Below are 18,613 nucleotides of genomic sequence, written 5' to 3' on the forward strand. Positions count from 1 at the left end.
CGTATTATCTTCTTCCGTATTTGCGAATCAAAATATAAACAACAAGAATAGCTACTAATATGATTATAGCTCCAAGCAATCCAGAAGCCAAGGAAGTCACAACGGATATTCTGAATACAGCTTCATCTTTTGTATTAGTATTTTTTGCCGTAAACGTGGTCATGTAATCGCCAGCAATAGTTTTGTCTGGTACGGTTAAGATAGCGGTTACATTTTCTGTTTCGCCGGGAGAAAGTTTATCAATCTTTGAAGGTTTAAATACCGCACTCCATTTTGGAGGCGTTTTACTATTCAGTTCAATATCGGTTAAACTTAAAGATCCGGTATTTTTAACGGTTAACTGGATTTCTTTTTTTTCTCCTTCAGTTATTTTATCACTCAATCTACCTGTGGAAGTAGTCATTTTCAATTCATAGGCTCCGCTTACAACAGCTTCTAAATTTAAACTTAGAGATTCTTGTTTTGATTTTGCAATTACAGGAACTTCATATTTCTTAGGTTTCGCTTCATACGATGGGTAAAATTCTAAGTTAATTATTTCCTTCTTATCACGATCGACCTTAATGGAAGTGACTTGTTTTCCTTTGGCTTTAAAAATCGCTTTCCAACCTTCAGGAACCTTAGCTGTTAGTTGGTAAATTTGATCTTCAGTTGCGTTATTTTCAAGTGTTGTGGTATAGCGAAATACCTGACCGACCGAAGTTTCTATATTAATTAAATCGGAAGAGAAAGTAGATTTTAAACCATCATCCTTTAATGGCTGTCTTTGGGCATTTAAGCTTGAAAATATTCCAGAAACAATAAAAAATAGAAATGTGATTGATGCGTAGAAACACTTAGAAGTGTTTAGTCTAAATAAATAATTGAATAACATAACAAAAACAAAATAATTATTATTAAAAAATGAAATTGATTAATCTATTAATTATAAAATGCTTTATATACAGGCTATTTTTATTTGGGGTATGAAAATAATATTTGAGAAAAAAAATTGAAAAAATCAAAAATGAATTTGTGAAAATTTTAACAATTACATTTGTGTTTGTTTAATTTGAAAGCAGGTTTTTTATTAGGTGGTGTAATGTCTTAGGTCTGTTTTTATTTTATGATTAAATTTCCTAAAAAGGATAAATTATGGTACAAAGTGACTTTTAGAATTTAAGTTAGTTGCTATTTAACAGAGTTATTGATTATTCATGCATTTTTATTTCATTTTGGAAATCGTGAATGCTTCGCGTTAGGGATAGCAGCGGCTAGCTTTTGCTTATGCAAAACTAATAGTGTATAGCCCGACCCGAAGGGTAACGCCCAAATCCATCTTTTAATATAGAATTAAGACCGTGATTTTCGCAGGAATACGAAAACTGTCTATCTTTGCTATTTCAACAAAACGATTAAAGCAATTTGAGGTATTTTATAGAGCTATCGTACAATGGTAGTGCATATCATGGTTGGCAAAATCAACCAACGGCAATTTCGGTTCAGGAAGTCATTGAAAAGGGCTTAAGCACCTTGCTGAAAACACCTATCGCTATTGTTGGTGCCGGTCGTACTGATGCCGGTGTGCATGCTACCCAGATGTTCGCGCATTTCGATACCGATCTTGAGATTGATCAAGCGCATTTAACCTATAAACTCAATGCGTTTTTACCTAAAGATGTGGCGATTCACGAGATTTTTAGAGTGCAACCTGAGGCGCATGCGCGTTTCGATGCCTTGAGTAGAGAGTATTTGTATCGGATCTCTTTAAAAAAGAATGTGTTTAATGTTGATGCATCGTATTACGTTAAGCAACAGTTGGATGTTGAAAAAATGCAGAAAGCTTGTAAGATTTTATTCGACTATAAAGACTTTCAGTGTTTTTCAAAAGTAAATACCGATGTAAAAACGTATAATTGTGATATTATGAAAGCCGAATGGTTTTTTAAAGATGACGAGCTGCATTTTGTTATTAAAGCCGATCGATTTTTACGAAACATGGTACGAGCTATTGTTGGTACCATGGTAAATATTGGTTTAGGTAAATTGGCTGTAGACGATTTGCACACCATAATACAATCTAAAAACAGGAGTGAGGCCGGGTATTCAGTGCCAGGACATGCTTTGTATTTAACCGAAGTGGCTTATCCTAACGATATAAAACTGTAATGAGTAAAACAAAAGAAAATATATTCGACGTTGTTCTGTTTAAACGTCTGTTTCAATACATAAAACCATATAAGCTTGTCTTTGTGACCTTGGCTGTTTTAGTGGTGTTACTGGCTATTTTTAGTGCTGCAACACCTTATATTACCAAGTACGCTATAGACAACAGTATTGAAGTGAAAATACCAGAAACGTTTGTGTATTACATACTGGCAATGTTTGCTGTATTGATTTTACAAACGGTCTTTCAGCTGGCATTTATTTACTATGCGGCCTGGCTGGGACAGAATCTGGTGGAAGATGTACGTGTCAAGCTATTTAATCACCTGCTTAAGTTTAAGATGAAGTATTACGATAATTCATCGGTAGGGGTGTTAATTACCAGGGCAGTAACCGATATGGAGCGTATTGCTGATATTTTTGGGCAGGGACTCTTTATGATTTTCAGAGACCTTTTAACCATGGTCGTGGTGTTTGGTGTAATGGTAAGTACCAACTGGCGATTAAGTTTAATTGTGTTTGTAATGCTTCCCATTCTTATGTATGCTACGCGTATTTTTCAGAAGTATATGAAAGTCGCTTTTGAGGAGGTTAGAAATGAGGTGTCTAATTTGAATTCTTTTGTTCAGGAGCGGTTAACCGGGATGAAGATCCTTCAGTTATTTACTCGTGAAGATGTCGAGTACAAAAAATTCACAGAAATCAACGAACGCCATAAAAAAGGCTGGTTAAAAACGGTTTGGTACAACTCGATATTCTTTCCATTAGCAGATTTAGTGTCTTCTGTGTGTATTGGAGCCGTAGCCTGGTATGGTGGTTTAAGTGTTGTTTTAGAAAATAATGAAGTAACTCAGGGGGATTTAATTGCGTTTATAATGTATATTCCTATGTTGTTCAGGCCATTGCGCCAAATCGCAGATAAATTTAATACCCTTCAAATGGGAATGGTAGCAGCTACACGTGTATTTAAAGTTATAGATACCACTTCGCAAATTGACGATAAAGGAACTATTATAGCCGAACATTTTAAAGGGGATATCGCTTTTAAAAATGTCGTGTTTAGTTATGTGGATGATGAAGAAGTGCTTAAGGGAATTTCCTTTGATGTTAAAGCTGGAGAGACTATTGCTATTGTAGGTGCAACGGGAGCCGGGAAATCAACAATTATCAATTTATTAAACCGTTTTTATGAAATTAAGGATGGTGTTATAGCTATTGATGGTGTCGATATTAAAGCGGTAACTTTAGCGTCGTTACGCACACAAATTGCCGTGGTACTGCAGGATGTGTTTTTGTTTGCTGATACTATTTTAAATAATATTACCTTAAACAATCCGGATATTACCGAAGCTCAGGTAAAAGCTGCGGCTAAGGAAATTGGAGTACATGAATTTATAAGCAGTTTGCCGGGAGGCTATCATTACAACGTAAAAGAGCGTGGGGTGATGTTGTCTTCAGGGCAACGTCAGTTAATTTCGTTTTTACGAGCGTATGTAACTAATCCTAGTATTTTAGTTTTAGATGAAGCGACATCATCGGTAGATTCGTATTCAGAGCAGTTGATTCAAAATGCGACCGAGAAAATTACCAAAGGCAGAACTTCTATTGTTATTGCGCATCGTCTGGCAACCATTAAAAAAGCAGATAAAATTTTAGTAATGGATTCCGGTGAAATTGTAGAGCAAGGCACACATGATGAATTACTTCAAAAAGAAAACGGGTATTACAAAAACCTGTACGAGGTGCAGTTTTTAAAAGAGGAGGTGGTTTAAGTTAAATCAGCTTTTATCATTGACTTTAAGGTTTCCGTATTATCAAATACAATAAATTCGCCATCTTTAAAGTAAGACATTTGTCCGGTTTCTTCACTAACCACTAAAGCTAAAGCGTCTGTTCTTTCGGTGACACCAATAGCGGCACGGTGGCGTAAACCAAAGCGTTTTGGTACTGTTTTTTCGTTGTTTAGTGGCAGAATAACCCGAGTTGCTTTTACAATGTTGTTACTTACTATTATAGCACCATCATGCAGCGGACTGTTTTTAAAAAAGATGCTTTCAATAATCGGTTGAGTCACTTTAATGTTCATTTCATCACCGCTTGAACTTAAAAAATCAAGGTTGTTATTTCGTTCGAAAACAATTAAAGCACCGGTGCGTGATTGTCCCATTTTTGTACAAGCCGATAAAATGGCATCGACATTGGTTTCATCAGCGGATTCGGTTTTTAAAAAGCTAAATTGCTTCAAAAAGTTACGACGACGGTTAAAATTTGTCGATCCAACCATTAGTAGAAACTTTCTGATTTCAGGTTGAAATACTACAATTAGCGCAATAATTCCAACTCTCATAAATCCGCCGAAAATTCCAGAAAGCAGTTCCATATTCAGGAATTCGGTAAGGCGCCAAGCAAGATAGGTAATAATGATTCCAATAAAAATGTTAATGGCAACGGTGCCTTTAATAAGTTTATAAACGTAGTAGAGCAGCAGGGCAACTAAAAAGACGTCTATAATGTCGACAACAGAAAATTTTAAAAGGTCATTAAATATATCCAAGGCATATGGGTTTTGGTAAATTTAGTAAAAATAAGATTAATCCTGAATGAATTCTTGGTGAGCTATGTTTAAGTCTTCAGGGGCGATATTTTCTAAAATGGATTTTATACTAATATAATCCTGAAAGGTTAAATCTTTAGAAAATCGCAATGAAATCGTGCTTCCTGATGAATACGTAGCTCTTAAATCTTCAACCAAATGGTCTTTTGTTGTTTCTTTTATAAAAGGCTCCAAATCGGGAGTTATTATAAATAGTTCGCCCGTTTTAGAAAAGAATATTAACTGAGAATTGATTTCTTGTTGCAGCAGGGAGTTTACTGAGTTTTCCTTAGTTTTAATATATTCAACATCTGTAAAATCTATAAAGCCTAAAGTTGTTTTGTTGGTATTATTGCAGGTATAATAATTCCGGGCGTCCTTGTTTTTATGAGAGGCCTTTTTCTTTTTATTCTGTAGAAATGTTATGTGTGGAATTACTTGATTTAAAGTCAGACGCTTATCGATATTTACGAGCCAGTTCGTGGTGCTTATAAGGTTTTTTCGATTAAGTTCTACACTGTTTTTTTGAGAAATATCATAAAACAGGTAGGCTGGTGAAACATCACTTATTTCTGTAATTTTTGAATGACTGACTTCCGGCAATAACACCGATTTTTCTTTTCCGCAAGACACAAATATTATGGAGACCATTAGTAATAAAAAGTGTTTCATAACATTTAATAGCTTTTTAAATGCTCAACTAACTTCACACATTCTATAGCTTCCTTTACATCATGTACACGTAAAATACCGGCTCCTTTTTGCAGGGCGATGGTATTTAATACACTGCTGCCGTTAAGTGCTTCCTGAGGGGTAGTATCTAAATATTTGTAAATCATCGATTTTCTTGAAATCCCGATTAGCATAGGTTTATCTAGCATTTGAAAAAGTTCGAGATGCTGCATCAATTCATAGTTTTGTTCTAAGGTTTTTGAGAACCCGAAGCCTGGATCGACAATAATATCGATAATACCTAAAGCTCTGGCTGCGGCAATACGTTCGGAAAAATAGAACAAAATGTCTTTCGTTAAGTTGTCGTATTTCGTGAATTGCTGCATGGTTTGTGGTGTACCGCGCATGTGCATCATAATATAAGGTACGTGCAAATCAGCTACGGTTGGCAGCATGTTTTTATCTAACAATCCAGCCGAAATATCGTTAATCATGGCAGCTCCAGATTCGATGGCTTGTTTGGCAACAGCACTTCTAAATGTGTCAACAGAAATTAAAGTGTCTGGAAAAGATTTCAGAATTAAATCGATAATAGGGGTGATGCGTTGTAATTCTTCAGTTTCAGAAACAAAAGCGGCATTAGGACGAGAACTGTAAGCACCAACATCAATAAATGTAGCCCCTTGGTTAAGCATAGTTTCTACATGATTTAAAATGTCGGTTTCGTTTTTATGTTTTCCGCCATCGTAGAAAGAATCCGGGGTGATATTTAAAATCCCCATCACTTTTGGTGTTGATAAATCGATAAGTTGTCCTTTACAGTTTATGGTCATAATTGATGTTCTAAATCTTAATAATACGACAAGGTTTTAATAAATGGCTTTGTTGTTTAAGATGAAAAGCACGGTAAAATTACAGAATTGCAGGTAGGTATTCATCATAAAATAAATATTAAATAAACTTTAAGGCTCTAGCTTTTGAACTTTAAACAATTTAAGCGAAATTTACCCAAAATTCAATTTTATACATGCAAGATACTTCAAAGCAATACGATGCTGTTATAGATACCTGTAAAAGTTTATTTATCAAGAAAATGTCTGATTATGGTTGTGCGTGGCGCATAATGCGTTTACCATCGTTAACCGATCAAATTTTTATTAAAGCACAACGTATTCGAAGCCTTCAAGAGAATGAGGTGCGTAAAGTTGATGAAGGTGAAGTGAGTGAATTTATCGGAATTATCAATTACTGTATTATGGCTTTAATTCAGATAGAGAAGGGGATTGCCGATCAGCCAGATTTATCGACTGAAGAAGTTACAGAGTTGTATGAAAAGCAAGTAGCTATCACCAAAAAGTTGATGGAAGATAAAAACCACGATTACGGTGAAGCCTGGCGTGATATGCGTGTAAGTAGCCTAACCGATTTAATTTTACAAAAATTATTACGAGTTAAGCAGATTGAAAACAATGCTGGTAAAACCATTGTTAGTGAAGGTATTGACGCCAACTATCAGGACATGATTAATTATGCTGTATTTGCTCTAATTCATTTAAACGCTTAATATGAGAATTGTAGTTGCCCTAAGCCGTATTTTTGTCGGTGTTTTATTTATTATTTCCGGATTAATCAAGCTTAACGACCCACTTGGGTTTTCATATAAATTACAGGAATATTTCAGTCCTGATGTATTAAACTTACCATTTTTAGAACCTTACGCCTTAATGATTTCCATTTTTGTTGTGGTGTTTGAGGTTGTTTTAGGAGTATTTTTACTCATTGGTTACAAACCAAAATTTACGGTTTGGAGTTTATTGGCGATGATTGTATTCTTCACCTTTTTAACGTTTTACTCAGCATATTTCGATAAAGTTAAGGATTGTGGCTGTTTTGGTGATGCGTTAAAATTAACACCTTGGGAGAGTTTTACCAAAGACGTTATTTTGTTGGTGTTCATTTTAGTATTATTCATTGGTGAAAAATATATCAAGCCGGTTTTTACTCAATTACCAACAACGGTATTAGCATTATTGAGCTTTATTTTCTGCCTATGGTTAGGGTTCCATGTGTTGATGCATTTACCTGTAGTCGATTTCAGAGCTTATAAGATAGGAGCGAATATTGAAGAAGGCATGTCTACACCTGATGATGCGCCTAAACCGATTATTGAGTACAGCTGGAAATTTGATGTAAACGGTAAAGAAGAAGTTATTAAAACTATGGGAGATTATCCTTCGGTAGAGGGGGATTTTATTAGTGTGGAAACAGAAGTTATTGATGAAGGCTACCAGCCTCCGATTTATGATTTTTCAATTGAAAATTCAGACGGTGATAATTTAACAGAATACTTTTTAAATGAAGATAATGTTATTGTGATTATATCCTATAGTTTAGAAAAGATTGAAAAGGCCGGAGCCGAAAAGCTTAGCGCATTTTCAAAACGTGCTGAAGGTTTAGGTTACAAGGTTATCGGTTTAACAGCGTCTGGCGATGCCACTAAGGAGAAAATTAATGAAACTTATGGTTTAGATTTCGAATGGTATTTATGTGATGAAAAAGCATTAAAGACTGTTGTTCGATCGAATCCGGGAATCATTGAAATTGACCGGGGAACCGTTCAGCAGAAAGTACACTGGAACGATATTGAAACTTTAGTATTACCAAAGGTTGAAAGAAAGCCAAAATCATTCGAAGAACTGAATAAAGATAATATTTTGTACTTAATTGATGGAATGGAATCAACAAAGGAAGAGGTTGATGCTTTAGGGAAAACAGATTCAATAAAAACCTTAAGATTTACAATTGATGATAAGGTTTTGGATTCATTGAATACGGCAAGACATAGTAGTTATGTTGGTTTTATGAATGTGATATTGAAAAAAGATAGTATAAATTAATAAAAATATAACTGATTAGCTATTTCCTAAATAAAATCACTTATGCTTGCCTCACCTTATTTGGGGTAGTTACGGTTATATTCTTTTTATTTAATGTGCTTCCCGGAGATCCGGCGCAAATGATGCTGGGACAAAATGAAGACAGTAATCAGTTGGCTATTGTAAAGCAAAAATACGGATTCGATAAACCGGTAAGCACGCAGTATTTTTATTACCTGAATGATTTGTTACCGGTATCATTACATTCTGCAAATCAAGAAGATTATACGTATTTACAGCCCGGTAAATACAAGGCAGCAAAACTGCTTACAATAGGTAATACCACGGTCGTTTTTAAATTTCCATATTTACGAGAATCGTTTACCAAGCAAGGAAAGAAAGTCACTCAGGTGTTAGCTGAAACCTTACCAAATACTTTTGTGTTAGCGGTATCATCTATTGTTATAGCTATGGTGTTAGGTATTTTATTGGGTATTGTTTCAGCGTTGTATAAAGATACCTGGTTAGATAAAACCATACAAATATTCAGTACGTTTGGTATGAGTGTACCATCGTTTTTTAGTGCCATTCTATTCGCTTGGTTTTTCGGTTATGTATTGCATGAATATACCAATTTGGAAATGACCGGGAGTTTATATGAATTAGACGATTTTGGTGAAGCCATGCATATTAAATGGAAGAATTTAATTTTACCGGCAGTCGTTTTAGGAATCCGCCCGTTAGCTGTGGTTATTCAGTTGATGCGAAATTCGTTGTTAGAAGTTTTTAACCAGGATTATATTCGAACGGCAAGAGCCAAAGGCTTAAGTGAATTTCAAATCATAAAACGTCATGCGGTAAAAAATGCATTGAATCCGGTAGTGACAGCGATTTCCGGTTGGTTTGCATCTATGTTGGCTGGCGCGGTTTTTGTAGAGTATATTTTTGGCTGGAATGGCCTGGGAAAAGAAATAGTAAATGCTTTAAATACACTAGATTTGCCCGTAATTATGGGAGCGGTGTTAATTATAGCCTTACTCTTTATAATTATTAATATTTTTGTAGATATTATTTACGTTTGGTTAGACCCAAAAGTAAAACTGCAATAGACTCTAATTAAAATTAACTATGAGATTATTTGTATTAAGTATTGTTTTTTGTTTCAGTATGTTAAGTTGTGTGGCTCAAGATCAGCCTACCAAATTTTCAAAAGAAGCGTTAAACGATACCTTTGAAAGCCTAAATGGTGACACTGTAAAATTTAAAGACATTATAAAACAGTATAAAGGTAAAACTGTGGTGATTGATATTTGGGCATCTTGGTGCAGCGATTGTATTAAAGGGATGCCTAAAGTACATGACTTACAAGATCAATTTGGAGAAGTAACCTATTTGTTTTTGTCTTTAGATAAAACCAAGGAAGCCTGGAAAAAGGGTATAAAAAAGTATGAGGTAAACGGAGAGCATTATTTTATGCAATCGGGCTGGAAAGGGCCTTTCGGAACCTTCGTTCAGTTGGATTGGATTCCAAGATATATGGTTGTCGACAAAACCGGTAAAATAAAACTGTTTAAAGCTATTGAAGCTGACGACCAGCGTATTAAAGAAATTTTATAACTAACGACTAATAAAAAAATCCCTTAAACTAAACAGGGTAAGATTAACATGAGAGGACAAATTGTAGCAGGAAATTGGAAGATGAATAACGATTTAAGCGAAACCGAATCGTTAATTACAAGTTTAAAAGCACAAACAAAAACATCAAATGCAGAAGTTATGGTAGCCCCAACGGCAACCAACTTATATTCGGCATATAACAGCTTAAAAGGTTCAGGTGTTGAGGTTATCGCACAAAACATGCACTTTGCAGCAAACGGTGCGTATACCGGAGAAGTGAGTGCCTCTATGCTTAAAAGTGTAGGTGTACAAACTGTGATTTTAGGACACAGCGAGCGTCGTGAGTATTTTAATGAAACTGATGAGATGTTAGCTAAAAAGATTGACGCAGCTTTAGAGAACGATATGCGTGTTATTTTTTGTTTCGGTGAAGAATTAGCTGATAGAAAATCAGGAAACCACGAGAATGTTGTAGAAAGCCAGATTAAAAATGCTTTATTTCATCTTGAAGCTGATGCTTTTAAAAGCATTGTTTTAGCCTACGAACCGGTTTGGGCTATCGGAACAGGAGAGACTGCAAGCCCAGAGCAAGCACAGGATATGCATGCATTCATTAGGAAAACTTTAGCTGATAAGTATGGTGCAGACGTAGCTGATTCTGTATCTATTCTTTACGGAGGTAGTGTGAAACCAAACAATGCGGTAGAAATTTTCTCTAAGCCTGACGTAGATGGTGGATTAATTGGAGGCGCTTCATTAAACGCTGAAGACTTTTTCGCTATTGTAAACGCATTTTAATTCAAAATATAATTTTTAGGTATTAGTTTACTTTTGGTAGTTTAATTAGAACTGAAAAATTTTTAACACAAAATAAAATCAACCTCATGAATTTTAAATTCATGAGGTTTTAATATAAAATAAATCATGTCAAACATCATTTATATAGGGTACGAATTTACTGTAACACCATTACAACCCGCTGTAGAAATCTTAATTGCCGAATTAGGCTTTGCCGGATTTGAAAGCTTTGTAGAAACAGAAACCGGTGTAACAGCATATATTCAAAAGGAGGAGTGGAATGCAGAGATTTTAAACGATGTTCAAATTTTAAATTCCGATGAGTTTAAAATCGACTATACTTTTAATGAAATAGAGCAAACCAACTGGAATGAAGAGTGGGAAAAGAATTTTAACCCAATAGTTGTCGACGATGTATGTTCGGTACGTGCGCCATTTCATGAGAATCCAAATACGAAGTACGATATTATTATTGAGCCTAAAATGAGTTTTGGTACCGGGCATCACGAAACTACCCATATGATGATTCAGCATATTCTAAAAAACGATTTCACTAATAAATCGGTTTTAGATATGGGATGCGGTACTGGAGTATTAGCCATTTTAACCGAAATGAAAGGTGCAAAACCTATCGATGCTGTAGATTACGATAACTGGTGTTATGTAAATAGTTTAGAAAATGTAGAACGCAACAATTGTGAGCATATTACGGTAATAGAAGGCGATGCCAGTGTTTTAGAAGGTAAAAAGTACGATGTGATTATAGCTAATATTAACCGTAATATTTTATTACAGGATATGGCAACTTATGTATCGTGTTTAAATGAAAACGGGACTTTGTTTTTAAGTGGATTTTATAACGATGATATTCCGGTTATTCAGGAGGCGTGCGAAAAGTTATTGTTAAAATTTGTTGAAAAATTCGAGAGAAATCAATGGGTTGCGTTAAAATTTTTAAATTAGCATATTGTTTTGCAGGTAGTTACAGGTATTTTTTTAAAATACCTGTAACCTAAATGCAATTTAAAAAGTTTGAAATCTCTGTAAATGAGTTAAATTAATGTGTATGAGTACTAGAGAAGAAACCTTAGAAGAATTACTACTGGAAGAAGAGGTGTTAACGCAAAACGAAATTGTTTTGTATAACGATGACGTTAATACCTTCGACCATGTTATTGAAACACTTATCTATGCCTGCGATCATACAGCAGAGCAAGCAGAACAATGTTCAATTATAGTGCACTATAAAGGGAAATGTACGGTTAAAACAGGGGCTTACGACGATTTAAAGCCGCGTTGCTCGATGTTACTTGATGCCGGGTTAAGTGCAGAAATAGTTTAATACGATACACCTTTAGAATTTATTTTAATAAATTCTAAAGGTGTACTTGTAATAAGGCTTTTTAGTGAGGGAGTTTATCTTTTAAAACACCGTAAATAAATGTACCTACTATCGCTGCCAATATAACAATAGCAATGGTGTAGTATCCTGCTCCAAAAAGGATATACATTGGTCCTGGGCAAGCGCCTACTAACGCCCATCCAAATCCGAAGATTATACCTCCTATAATATAACGAGGAAATCCTTTGTCTTTTTTAGGAACAAAGATTTCTGTACCATATGTATTTTTAACATGCCCTCTTTTTGCCAATTGTAAAAAGATAACGCCAGATGCGATGGCAGTACCAATAATACCATACATGTGGAAGGACTGGAATCTAAACATTTCGTAGATTCTGTACCACGAAACCGCTTCAGATTTGGTTAATACAATTCCGAAAAATATACCGACTAATAAGAATTTTAAAAACTTCATAAACTAAAAAATTAAAGGTAAAATAAGGTTGGTCATAATTAATCCTCCAACAAAGAATCCGATCACAGCGATTAATGATGGTTTTTGTAAGCTGCTTAAACCTGTAATGGCATGCCCTGATGTACATCCACCAGCATAACGCGTACCAAAACCAACTAAAAGACCTCCAATAATTAAAAGCGCTAATCCTTTAAAAGAAGAGATGGCTTCTAGATCGAACATTTCGTTTGGAACTAAGGTCTTTCCAGGATTTTCAAAACCCATTTGCTGTAATTCAGCAACAGTTGCTGGGTTTAAATCAGTAATACTGTCATCAGACAAATAATGCGTTGCAATAAATCCACCAATAACGGCACCTGCTACTACGGTAAGGTTCCATAATTGACTTTTCCAGTCGAATTTGAAAAAATCTGCAAATTTATCGGCACCTATAATAGAACACATGGTTCTCAGGTTTGACGACATACCAAAGGTTTTACCAAAATATAAGAGTAATGCCATAACTATGGCAATAAGTGGGCCAGAAACAAACCATGGCCAAGGGCTTAAAATATAATCCATTTAAACAATTTTTGCGGCAAAAATAAGGGAACTATGTATTACTTATGTAATAAATGTTACCAAACAAAAGTAGTGATTTTAAGTAAATATTTGATTGCTATGAGGTTATTGGTTTTATAGAAAAAAAATCAAAAAATAATTGAAAATAATTTGGTGGTAACTTAATAAAAGTTCTATATTTGCACCCACAAAAAACGGCCACGTGGCGCAACTGAATAGCGCACTTGATTACGGCTCAAGAGGTTCCAGGTTTGAATCCTGGCGTGGTCACGAGTAAAATTTGAATGTGTAATTATGGTTTATTCTGTATTTACACATTTTAAATTAAAGAAAATAGTAATTAGGTCGCGTAGCTCAGCTGGATAGAGCATCTGCCTTCTAAGCAGACGGTCACAGGTTCGAATCCTGTCGCGATCACTGAAAGAGCTTTTAAAAAGCGTCAAATCCACGTAATTCTTATGAAGTACGTGGATTTTCAGGTTTTAATGGGTATATTTGAAACGATGTTATTTGATATTAAATGTCAGTTAAGCGTCAGTTCATTTATAAAAGTGTCAGTTCATAGGCACTTTATCAAATAAAACCAATGTACTGCCATAGTTGATTTGACTTTCGTCAAGATGTATGTTTAATCTAAAGACGACAACTATGCGGTCACAAAACACCTTCTCAATTCTTTTTTGGGCAGACAATAGCAGCTCAAAAAATCCAAATGCATTATTATATGCACGAATCACGGTTAACCAAAAGCGGGTTAACATCAGTCTTAAACGCCATATTCCTTACGATTTATGGAATGCAAAAACTAAAAAGGTTAAGGGGAATTCCATACAAGCCAGGCAAGTCAATCAGTATTTAGATGAGGTTTATACTAAGTTATTTCAAATCTATAAAGACTTAACCTATAAAGGGGAATTGGTAACAGCGCAGTTCGTTAAATCAATTTTCACCGGAGAAACAGCCCTTTCTAAAACTTTAATGGATCTGGTTTCTTACCATAAGAGTCAATTTAAAAATACGTTATCACCTGGTACCATTGTGAACTATGGTATAACCGAAAACTATCTGAAACGCTTTTTAGAATCCTCACGAAAAACTAATGATATCTATTTAAAGCAATTAAATTTCGAATTCCTATGTGATTTCGTAGCCTATTTAAAGAACTATTGGCCGGAAGGACATCCTAGACAAATAAGTAATAATACGGTAATGAAACATGTACAGCGCTTACGTAAAATGGTAACACTGGCATACCACATGGAATGGATAGAAAAGGATCCATTTGTAAAATGGAAATCAGTATTTGAAAAGCGAGAACGCGAATTCTTATCCAATTTAGAAATAACTAAACTGGAAAACCATGAGTTCGTAATAGATCGTTTAGCTAGAGTAAGAGACCTTTTTATATTCAGTTGCTTTACTGGTATAAGTTACATTGATATCATGAGTCTTACTGAAGATAACTTAGTGAAAGGAATTGATGGAAGTCTCTGGATATTTACTGAAAGAAAGAAATCAAAAACAAAAGTAAAAATCCCGTTACTAGACAAAGCAGAGGCCCTAATCAAAAAGTATCAAGGGCATCCAATGACATCCGTTTCAGGCACCTTATTTCCTCAAATAACCAATGAGAAGTTAAATTTCTATTTAAAAGAAGTCGCTTTGGCTTGTGGTATAAAAAAGCATTTAACCTTTCATATGGCAAGGCATACCTTCGCAACCACCGTAACGTTAAGTAATGGTGTTCCTATAGAAACGGTGTCAAAGCTACTAGGCCATACCAAAATAGCGACTACTCAAATTTACGCTAGAGTCCTTGAAGAAAAGGTGAGTCAGGATATGAATGATCTAAGGCAGCAACTAGAAAGTAAAACTAAGAATAAACAGGGTAAGTCAAACGTCGGTTAAATAATGTAATTGGTATGCAGTTTTTTGACGAATAGCGAATAAAAAGAATTTTCATACAAAAACATAAGTTTTAGTAGGTTTTAGTTTCTTAAATTTAGGTAGAACACATTTAAATTAATACTTAACCTACTAAAATTTATGAGCAAAGAATTACTCAGGCAAATTGTAATTAATTTGAGGCATCAGTTAGAGATTTTAGAAAATTCTAATGAAGATGCTATTCAAAAATTAGAAGACTGTTTTCAGGAATCCTACGAAGCATTAAAAGAGTTGAAGGAGTTGTTTAGTGAAACACCTTCCCGGACCATGGAAGATGAGATATACTTTTTTAAAAGAACAAAACCTTATGTGCTAAGTAAGGTCATTACGTATTCAGAGTTGTATCGTCTTGAAGTTAAGAAGCCTATCAATTCTAATAAAGTGGTTTTAAAATATTATAAAACCTATATAGATAAGCTTCAGGGGTATATCGATTCTAAAATAGAATTCTATAATTATTACCGAATGGACTCTAAGTTTTTGGACGAGCAATATTTTACAAGAAGGGAAACCGATTTAAGGTTGTATCCTGATGCAGCCTATTTTTGTACAGATACAGAATTTACCACAAGTCATGATACGGTATTGGCAACATTAATGGCTTATGAGAGTATTATTGTTTATGTGAAGCAAGAAATGTCCAGTTTAAATAGAGATCAATATACAACGGCTGAAAACTCCATGAGTACATTGAATTGGACAGCCAATAAAAGTGATCTGGTTGAACTTATTTATGCCATTCAAGGCACCAATGCTATTAATAATGGTAACGCAACTTTAAAGGAAATAGCATCTTTCTTTAATCTTTCATTTAATGTGAAAATAGCCGATTACTCCAGAGTTTACTTCGATTTACAAGCTAGGTCTCAAAAAACAAAGTTTATCGATATGCTCAAAGAAACTTTAGAAAATAAGATTGAAAAGTCTCTTAATACACGTAAATAACCTTCAGACTGGAGTCTTTTCTTTAGTGTTTAGTTGAAAATTGAGGGATTAATTCTAATTCAACTGAAAATATTTTAAATTTTTTTCAATACGAATTGCATAAAAAAGGTGCCTTTTAGTCACTGAATATGGTATTTGTAAACATTTATACTTTTAAAATCACAGACTATGTGATTTCCAAAATAGCACTTTTCAATAACTTTTAATTTTGCCTTATTTTAAGATCTTGCTTTATAGAGTTTTAGGATGAATTTTAGTTACCAATAAACACCCAACTTGGGTAACAGGTTTGCTTGAAAACATGTTTGCAATAAGTATAAATTTTGTTATACTTTTGATTATAACAGGAGTTGTAAAATATAACTTTTGTTATCATTTTGTATTAAAATCACATACTATGTGATTGATTATCAGTACTCCCAACTTGTTATTCCTTGTTAAAATTTCTCAAAAGGACTTCGCACATTTGTAACCGAAAGTCAAATCAACTTAAATAGAACTATTATTAATCATTTAATTGAGAAACTAATGAGAAAGTCATTTTAATCGAACTTCAAATTAGAGATTCACGAACACCTAATTTATTAAATAGGCATGGCGTGAGCTAAATCAACTCAAACAGAACTAGTATTAACCTTTGAATAAAAAAACTTATGAGCAAACCTATAACATAGAATATCAAATTAATGTTTCCAAAACATTTTAATCGCAATAAAACCCTAAGAATTAACCTTAACCCAATATTTATGAGCGTAAAAATACTTACCCTTGATGATCTTCATGAGTTTAAAATGGAATTACTCAGCGACATTCAAAACCTAATGCAAAACCCAGAATCTGAAAAGCCTAAAAAGTGGATTAAATCTTCAGAAGTGCGTAAACTATTAGGTATATCTCCGGGTACATTACAAAACCTGCGTGTTAATGGAACCTTACCATACATAAAGTTCGGAAGTGTTATTTATTACAATGCTGAGCAAATCAACGAGATGCTTGAAAATAATCAAATGAATCAACCCCAATAAGAGTATAAGTTGGTGTTTGTTGCTCATTACCAACGTTAACCATTGCTGGGTACAAAATGTGCCTGGCATGGTTTATTATTCGTTCCATTCCTATGCAAAATGTAAATTATATCAATCACCTAAATGGGGTGCAAGATCAATTTGTAAAAGACAGTCGGTTGAATCCAACGCATATAAGCATGTACATGGCCCTTTTTAAATTCTGGAACTATCTCCATTTCCCAAAAACCTTTCATATCAATAGGGAGGAAATTATGCAGTTATCTAAGATTGGTTCCAAAGCAACATATCACCGGGTGATTAAAGAGTTAAGCTTATGGAAATACATTGTTTATATGCCTTCCAATAACCCCTTTAAAGGCTCTAAAGTCAAGATGCTCAATTTCGATACAACTTGCAAACCTCTATTATCCCCATACCGTCCCAAATTAGATACAACTGTAAAACAAGAGCTGGTATCTAAAGATAAACGTAATAAAACAATTAAAAACACTATAAACGGAGAGGGAAACAAAACGCTCCCAAAGAAAAATGAAGTAATTGAATTTTTTAAAACTGAAAACGGATCAGAAACAGATGCTTTAAAATTTTTTAATCACTATCAGGCCACCGGATGGAAATTGAATAACAAAACACCAATAGAAGATTGGCAGGCTATGGCTCAAAAATGGATGTTGAAAACAAAAGAGTTCGAAATTGAAAAAACAAACGGAAAACAACTGTCTCAAATTCAAGACAACCACCTGCATACCATTCGTAACAAAAACTACAATCAACCATTATGAGTTCATTCAGTTCAAATTTCAATCCAAAACAGCCGCACATCATTACCGAGGGAGCTGTGTCTTACGAATTAGGAGAATTAAAAGGCAAAGTCATTAGCTACGATTTCCAAAAAATCTTAATCTACCTGGAGGCCAAGGGGAAATTGTTATTTGGCCGCCAGTTTAAAATTTATGAAGAAGACCATGAAGTATTACTTAAATTAGTAACCTATTATATCCAGGATAAAAGCTATTGTGAACACTTAGGTTTAGATATCGAAAAAGGAATCATGCTATCCGGTCCGGTGGGGTGCGGTAAAACAACTTTAATGAAACTATTACCTTGTATTGCTCCTTACAAAAAGCCTTATAAAATCATCCCTGCAAGAAATATTGTATTTGGTTTCAATAATCTTGGTCATAAAATCATTGAGGACTATTCAGATAATCAAAGTTATTGTTTTGACGATCTAGGAGTAGAGGCAACCGGAAAACATTTTGGTTCCGACTGCAACGTCTTGGGGGAGATCCTTTTATCGCGTTATGATATAAATTCTATTACGTCATTTCAAAATAGTAATCCTCAAAATGTCATCCCGAGCGCAGTCCAGGGAAGAATAGCGAGGAATAAAACCCATGTCACAACAAACCTCAACGCCCAGGAACTCGAAGATAAATATGGTGAGCGTGTACGTTCAAGAATGCGCTCGATGTTCAATCTCATAGCATTCAATTATGATGCTAAGGATAAACGAGATTAGGTTACTTAATTTATATAATAAGAGATTGCCTTGTATTTCAAAGCCTTTTTTTTAAAATAGAGTTTTAAATGTTTGTCATTGAGTAGAGTATC

20 protein-coding genes and 2 tRNA genes are annotated in these 18,613 nt (G+C 34.4%); 16 read left to right on the forward strand and 6 right to left on the reverse strand.

Annotated features, from left to right (window positions below; all coding sequences use genetic code 11):
• Positions 1-4: 4 nt before the first annotated feature.
• Positions 5-874, reverse strand: a complete 870-nt coding sequence (locus tag ICJ85_RS10265) for a COG1470 family protein (RefSeq protein WP_188223702.1) — start codon at positions 872-874, stop codon at positions 5-7.
• A gap of 530 nt (positions 875-1,404) precedes the next feature.
• Between ICJ85_RS10265 and truA the strand changes: the two genes are divergently transcribed.
• Positions 1,405-2,148, forward strand: a complete 744-nt coding sequence (truA, locus tag ICJ85_RS10270; RefSeq protein ID WP_188223703.1) for a tRNA pseudouridine(38-40) synthase TruA — start codon at positions 1,405-1,407, stop codon at positions 2,146-2,148.
• The gene (locus ICJ85_RS10275; RefSeq protein ID WP_188223704.1) at positions 2,148-3,917 is read left to right on the forward strand and encodes an ABC transporter ATP-binding protein; all 1,770 of its coding nucleotides are present in this window, start codon (positions 2,148-2,150) and stop codon (positions 3,915-3,917) included. Before truA ends, ICJ85_RS10275 begins: the two co-directional genes overlap by 1 nt.
• On the opposite strand, the gene ICJ85_RS10280 is transcribed toward ICJ85_RS10275, so the two are convergent.
• The 3 genes from ICJ85_RS10280 to folP are packed head-to-tail and all read right to left on the reverse strand — an operon-like array spanning position 3,914 to position 6,243.
• The gene (locus ICJ85_RS10280; protein ID WP_188223705.1) at positions 3,914-4,699 is read right to left on the reverse strand and encodes a diadenylate cyclase; all 786 of its coding nucleotides are present in this window, start codon (positions 4,697-4,699) and stop codon (positions 3,914-3,916) included. The two genes, ICJ85_RS10275 and ICJ85_RS10280, sit on opposite strands and share 4 nt — an antisense overlap.
• Before the next feature lie 36 nt (positions 4,700-4,735).
• Positions 4,736-5,410: a hypothetical protein gene (locus ICJ85_RS10285; protein WP_188223706.1), complete on the reverse strand. Its 675-nt coding sequence runs from the start codon at positions 5,408-5,410 to the stop codon at positions 4,736-4,738.
• 5 nt (positions 5,411-5,415) lie between these two features.
• Positions 5,416-6,243, reverse strand: coding sequence for a dihydropteroate synthase (gene folP, locus ICJ85_RS10290; RefSeq protein ID WP_188223707.1), 828 nt, complete (start codon positions 6,241-6,243; stop codon positions 5,416-5,418).
• A gap of 194 nt (positions 6,244-6,437) precedes the next feature.
• Here folP and ICJ85_RS10295 point away from each other — a divergent pair, with 194 nt between their 5' ends.
• The 7 genes from ICJ85_RS10295 to ICJ85_RS10325 all read left to right on the forward strand — a co-directional run bounded on the left by ICJ85_RS10295 (position 6,438) and on the right by ICJ85_RS10325 (position 12,043).
• A complete protein-coding gene (locus tag ICJ85_RS10295; protein ID WP_188223708.1) occupies positions 6,438-6,974 on the forward strand; it encodes a DUF1599 domain-containing protein in 537 nt (178 codons plus the stop codon).
• 1 nt (position 6,975) lies between these two features.
• The gene (locus ICJ85_RS10300; RefSeq protein ID WP_188223709.1) at positions 6,976-8,307 is read left to right on the forward strand and encodes a BT_3928 family protein; all 1,332 of its coding nucleotides are present in this window, start codon (positions 6,976-6,978) and stop codon (positions 8,305-8,307) included.
• A gap of 11 nt (positions 8,308-8,318) precedes the next feature.
• A complete protein-coding gene (locus tag ICJ85_RS10305; protein WP_188223852.1) occupies positions 8,319-9,395 on the forward strand; it encodes an ABC transporter permease in 1,077 nt (358 codons plus the stop codon).
• 19 nt (positions 9,396-9,414) lie between these two features.
• Positions 9,415-9,903: a TlpA family protein disulfide reductase gene (locus ICJ85_RS10310; protein WP_188223710.1), complete on the forward strand. Its 489-nt coding sequence runs from the start codon at positions 9,415-9,417 to the stop codon at positions 9,901-9,903.
• Positions 9,904-9,951: 48 nt separating this feature from the next.
• Entirely contained in the window at positions 9,952-10,701 is a 750-nt protein-coding gene (tpiA, locus tag ICJ85_RS10315; protein ID WP_188223711.1) for a triose-phosphate isomerase, read from the forward strand.
• A gap of 126 nt (positions 10,702-10,827) precedes the next feature.
• Complete coding sequence (gene prmA, locus ICJ85_RS10320; RefSeq protein ID WP_188223712.1) at positions 10,828-11,664, forward strand: 50S ribosomal protein L11 methyltransferase; 837 nt, start codon at positions 10,828-10,830, stop codon at positions 11,662-11,664.
• 103 nt (positions 11,665-11,767) lie between these two features.
• Positions 11,768-12,043 (forward strand): ATP-dependent Clp protease adaptor ClpS, encoded by a 276-nt coding sequence (locus ICJ85_RS10325; RefSeq protein WP_188223713.1) that lies wholly within the window; start codon positions 11,768-11,770, stop codon positions 12,041-12,043.
• Positions 12,044-12,104: 61 nt separating this feature from the next.
• On the opposite strand, the gene ICJ85_RS10330 is transcribed toward ICJ85_RS10325, so the two are convergent.
• Both ICJ85_RS10330 and ICJ85_RS10335 read right to left on the reverse strand, forming a co-directional pair.
• Positions 12,105-12,518 carry a DUF6691 family protein gene (locus ICJ85_RS10330; RefSeq protein WP_188223714.1) on the reverse strand — a complete coding sequence of 138 codons (414 nt, stop codon included), beginning with the start codon at positions 12,516-12,518 and terminating at the stop codon, positions 12,105-12,107.
• Between the two features lie 3 nt (positions 12,519-12,521).
• Complete coding sequence (locus ICJ85_RS10335; RefSeq protein ID WP_188223715.1) at positions 12,522-13,079, reverse strand: YeeE/YedE family protein; 558 nt, start codon at positions 13,077-13,079, stop codon at positions 12,522-12,524.
• 196 nt (positions 13,080-13,275) lie between these two features.
• Between ICJ85_RS10335 and ICJ85_RS10340 the strand changes: the two genes are divergently transcribed.
• The 7 genes from ICJ85_RS10340 to ICJ85_RS10370 all read left to right on the forward strand — a co-directional run bounded on the left by ICJ85_RS10340 (position 13,276) and on the right by ICJ85_RS10370 (position 18,521).
• A tRNA-Arg gene (locus tag ICJ85_RS10340) sits at positions 13,276-13,349 on the forward strand.
• 73 nt (positions 13,350-13,422) lie between these two features.
• Positions 13,423-13,496, forward strand: a tRNA-Arg gene (locus tag ICJ85_RS10345).
• Between the two features lie 231 nt (positions 13,497-13,727).
• Positions 13,728-14,987 (forward strand): site-specific integrase, encoded by a 1,260-nt coding sequence (locus tag ICJ85_RS10350; RefSeq protein ID WP_188223716.1) that lies wholly within the window; start codon positions 13,728-13,730, stop codon positions 14,985-14,987.
• Positions 14,988-15,125: 138 nt separating this feature from the next.
• Positions 15,126-15,971: an RteC domain-containing protein gene (locus ICJ85_RS10355; protein ID WP_188223717.1), complete on the forward strand. Its 846-nt coding sequence runs from the start codon at positions 15,126-15,128 to the stop codon at positions 15,969-15,971.
• Positions 15,972-16,717: 746 nt separating this feature from the next.
• Entirely contained in the window at positions 16,718-16,996 is a 279-nt protein-coding gene (locus tag ICJ85_RS10360; RefSeq protein WP_188223718.1) for a helix-turn-helix domain-containing protein, read from the forward strand.
• 92 nt (positions 16,997-17,088) lie between these two features.
• The gene (locus ICJ85_RS10365; protein ID WP_188223719.1) at positions 17,089-17,781 is read left to right on the forward strand and encodes a hypothetical protein; all 693 of its coding nucleotides are present in this window, start codon (positions 17,089-17,091) and stop codon (positions 17,779-17,781) included.
• On the forward strand, positions 17,778-18,521 hold the full coding sequence (locus ICJ85_RS10370) for a P-loop NTPase family protein (RefSeq protein ID WP_188223720.1): 744 nt from the start codon (positions 17,778-17,780) through the stop codon (positions 18,519-18,521). The genes ICJ85_RS10365 and ICJ85_RS10370 overlap by 4 nt, the downstream gene beginning before the upstream one ends.
• Positions 18,522-18,613 lie beyond the last annotated feature (92 nt).

The sequence above is a fragment of the Aestuariibaculum marinum genome (genome assembly GCF_014596975.1).
Taxonomy (GTDB): domain Bacteria; phylum Bacteroidota; class Bacteroidia; order Flavobacteriales; family Flavobacteriaceae; genus Aestuariibaculum; species Aestuariibaculum marinum.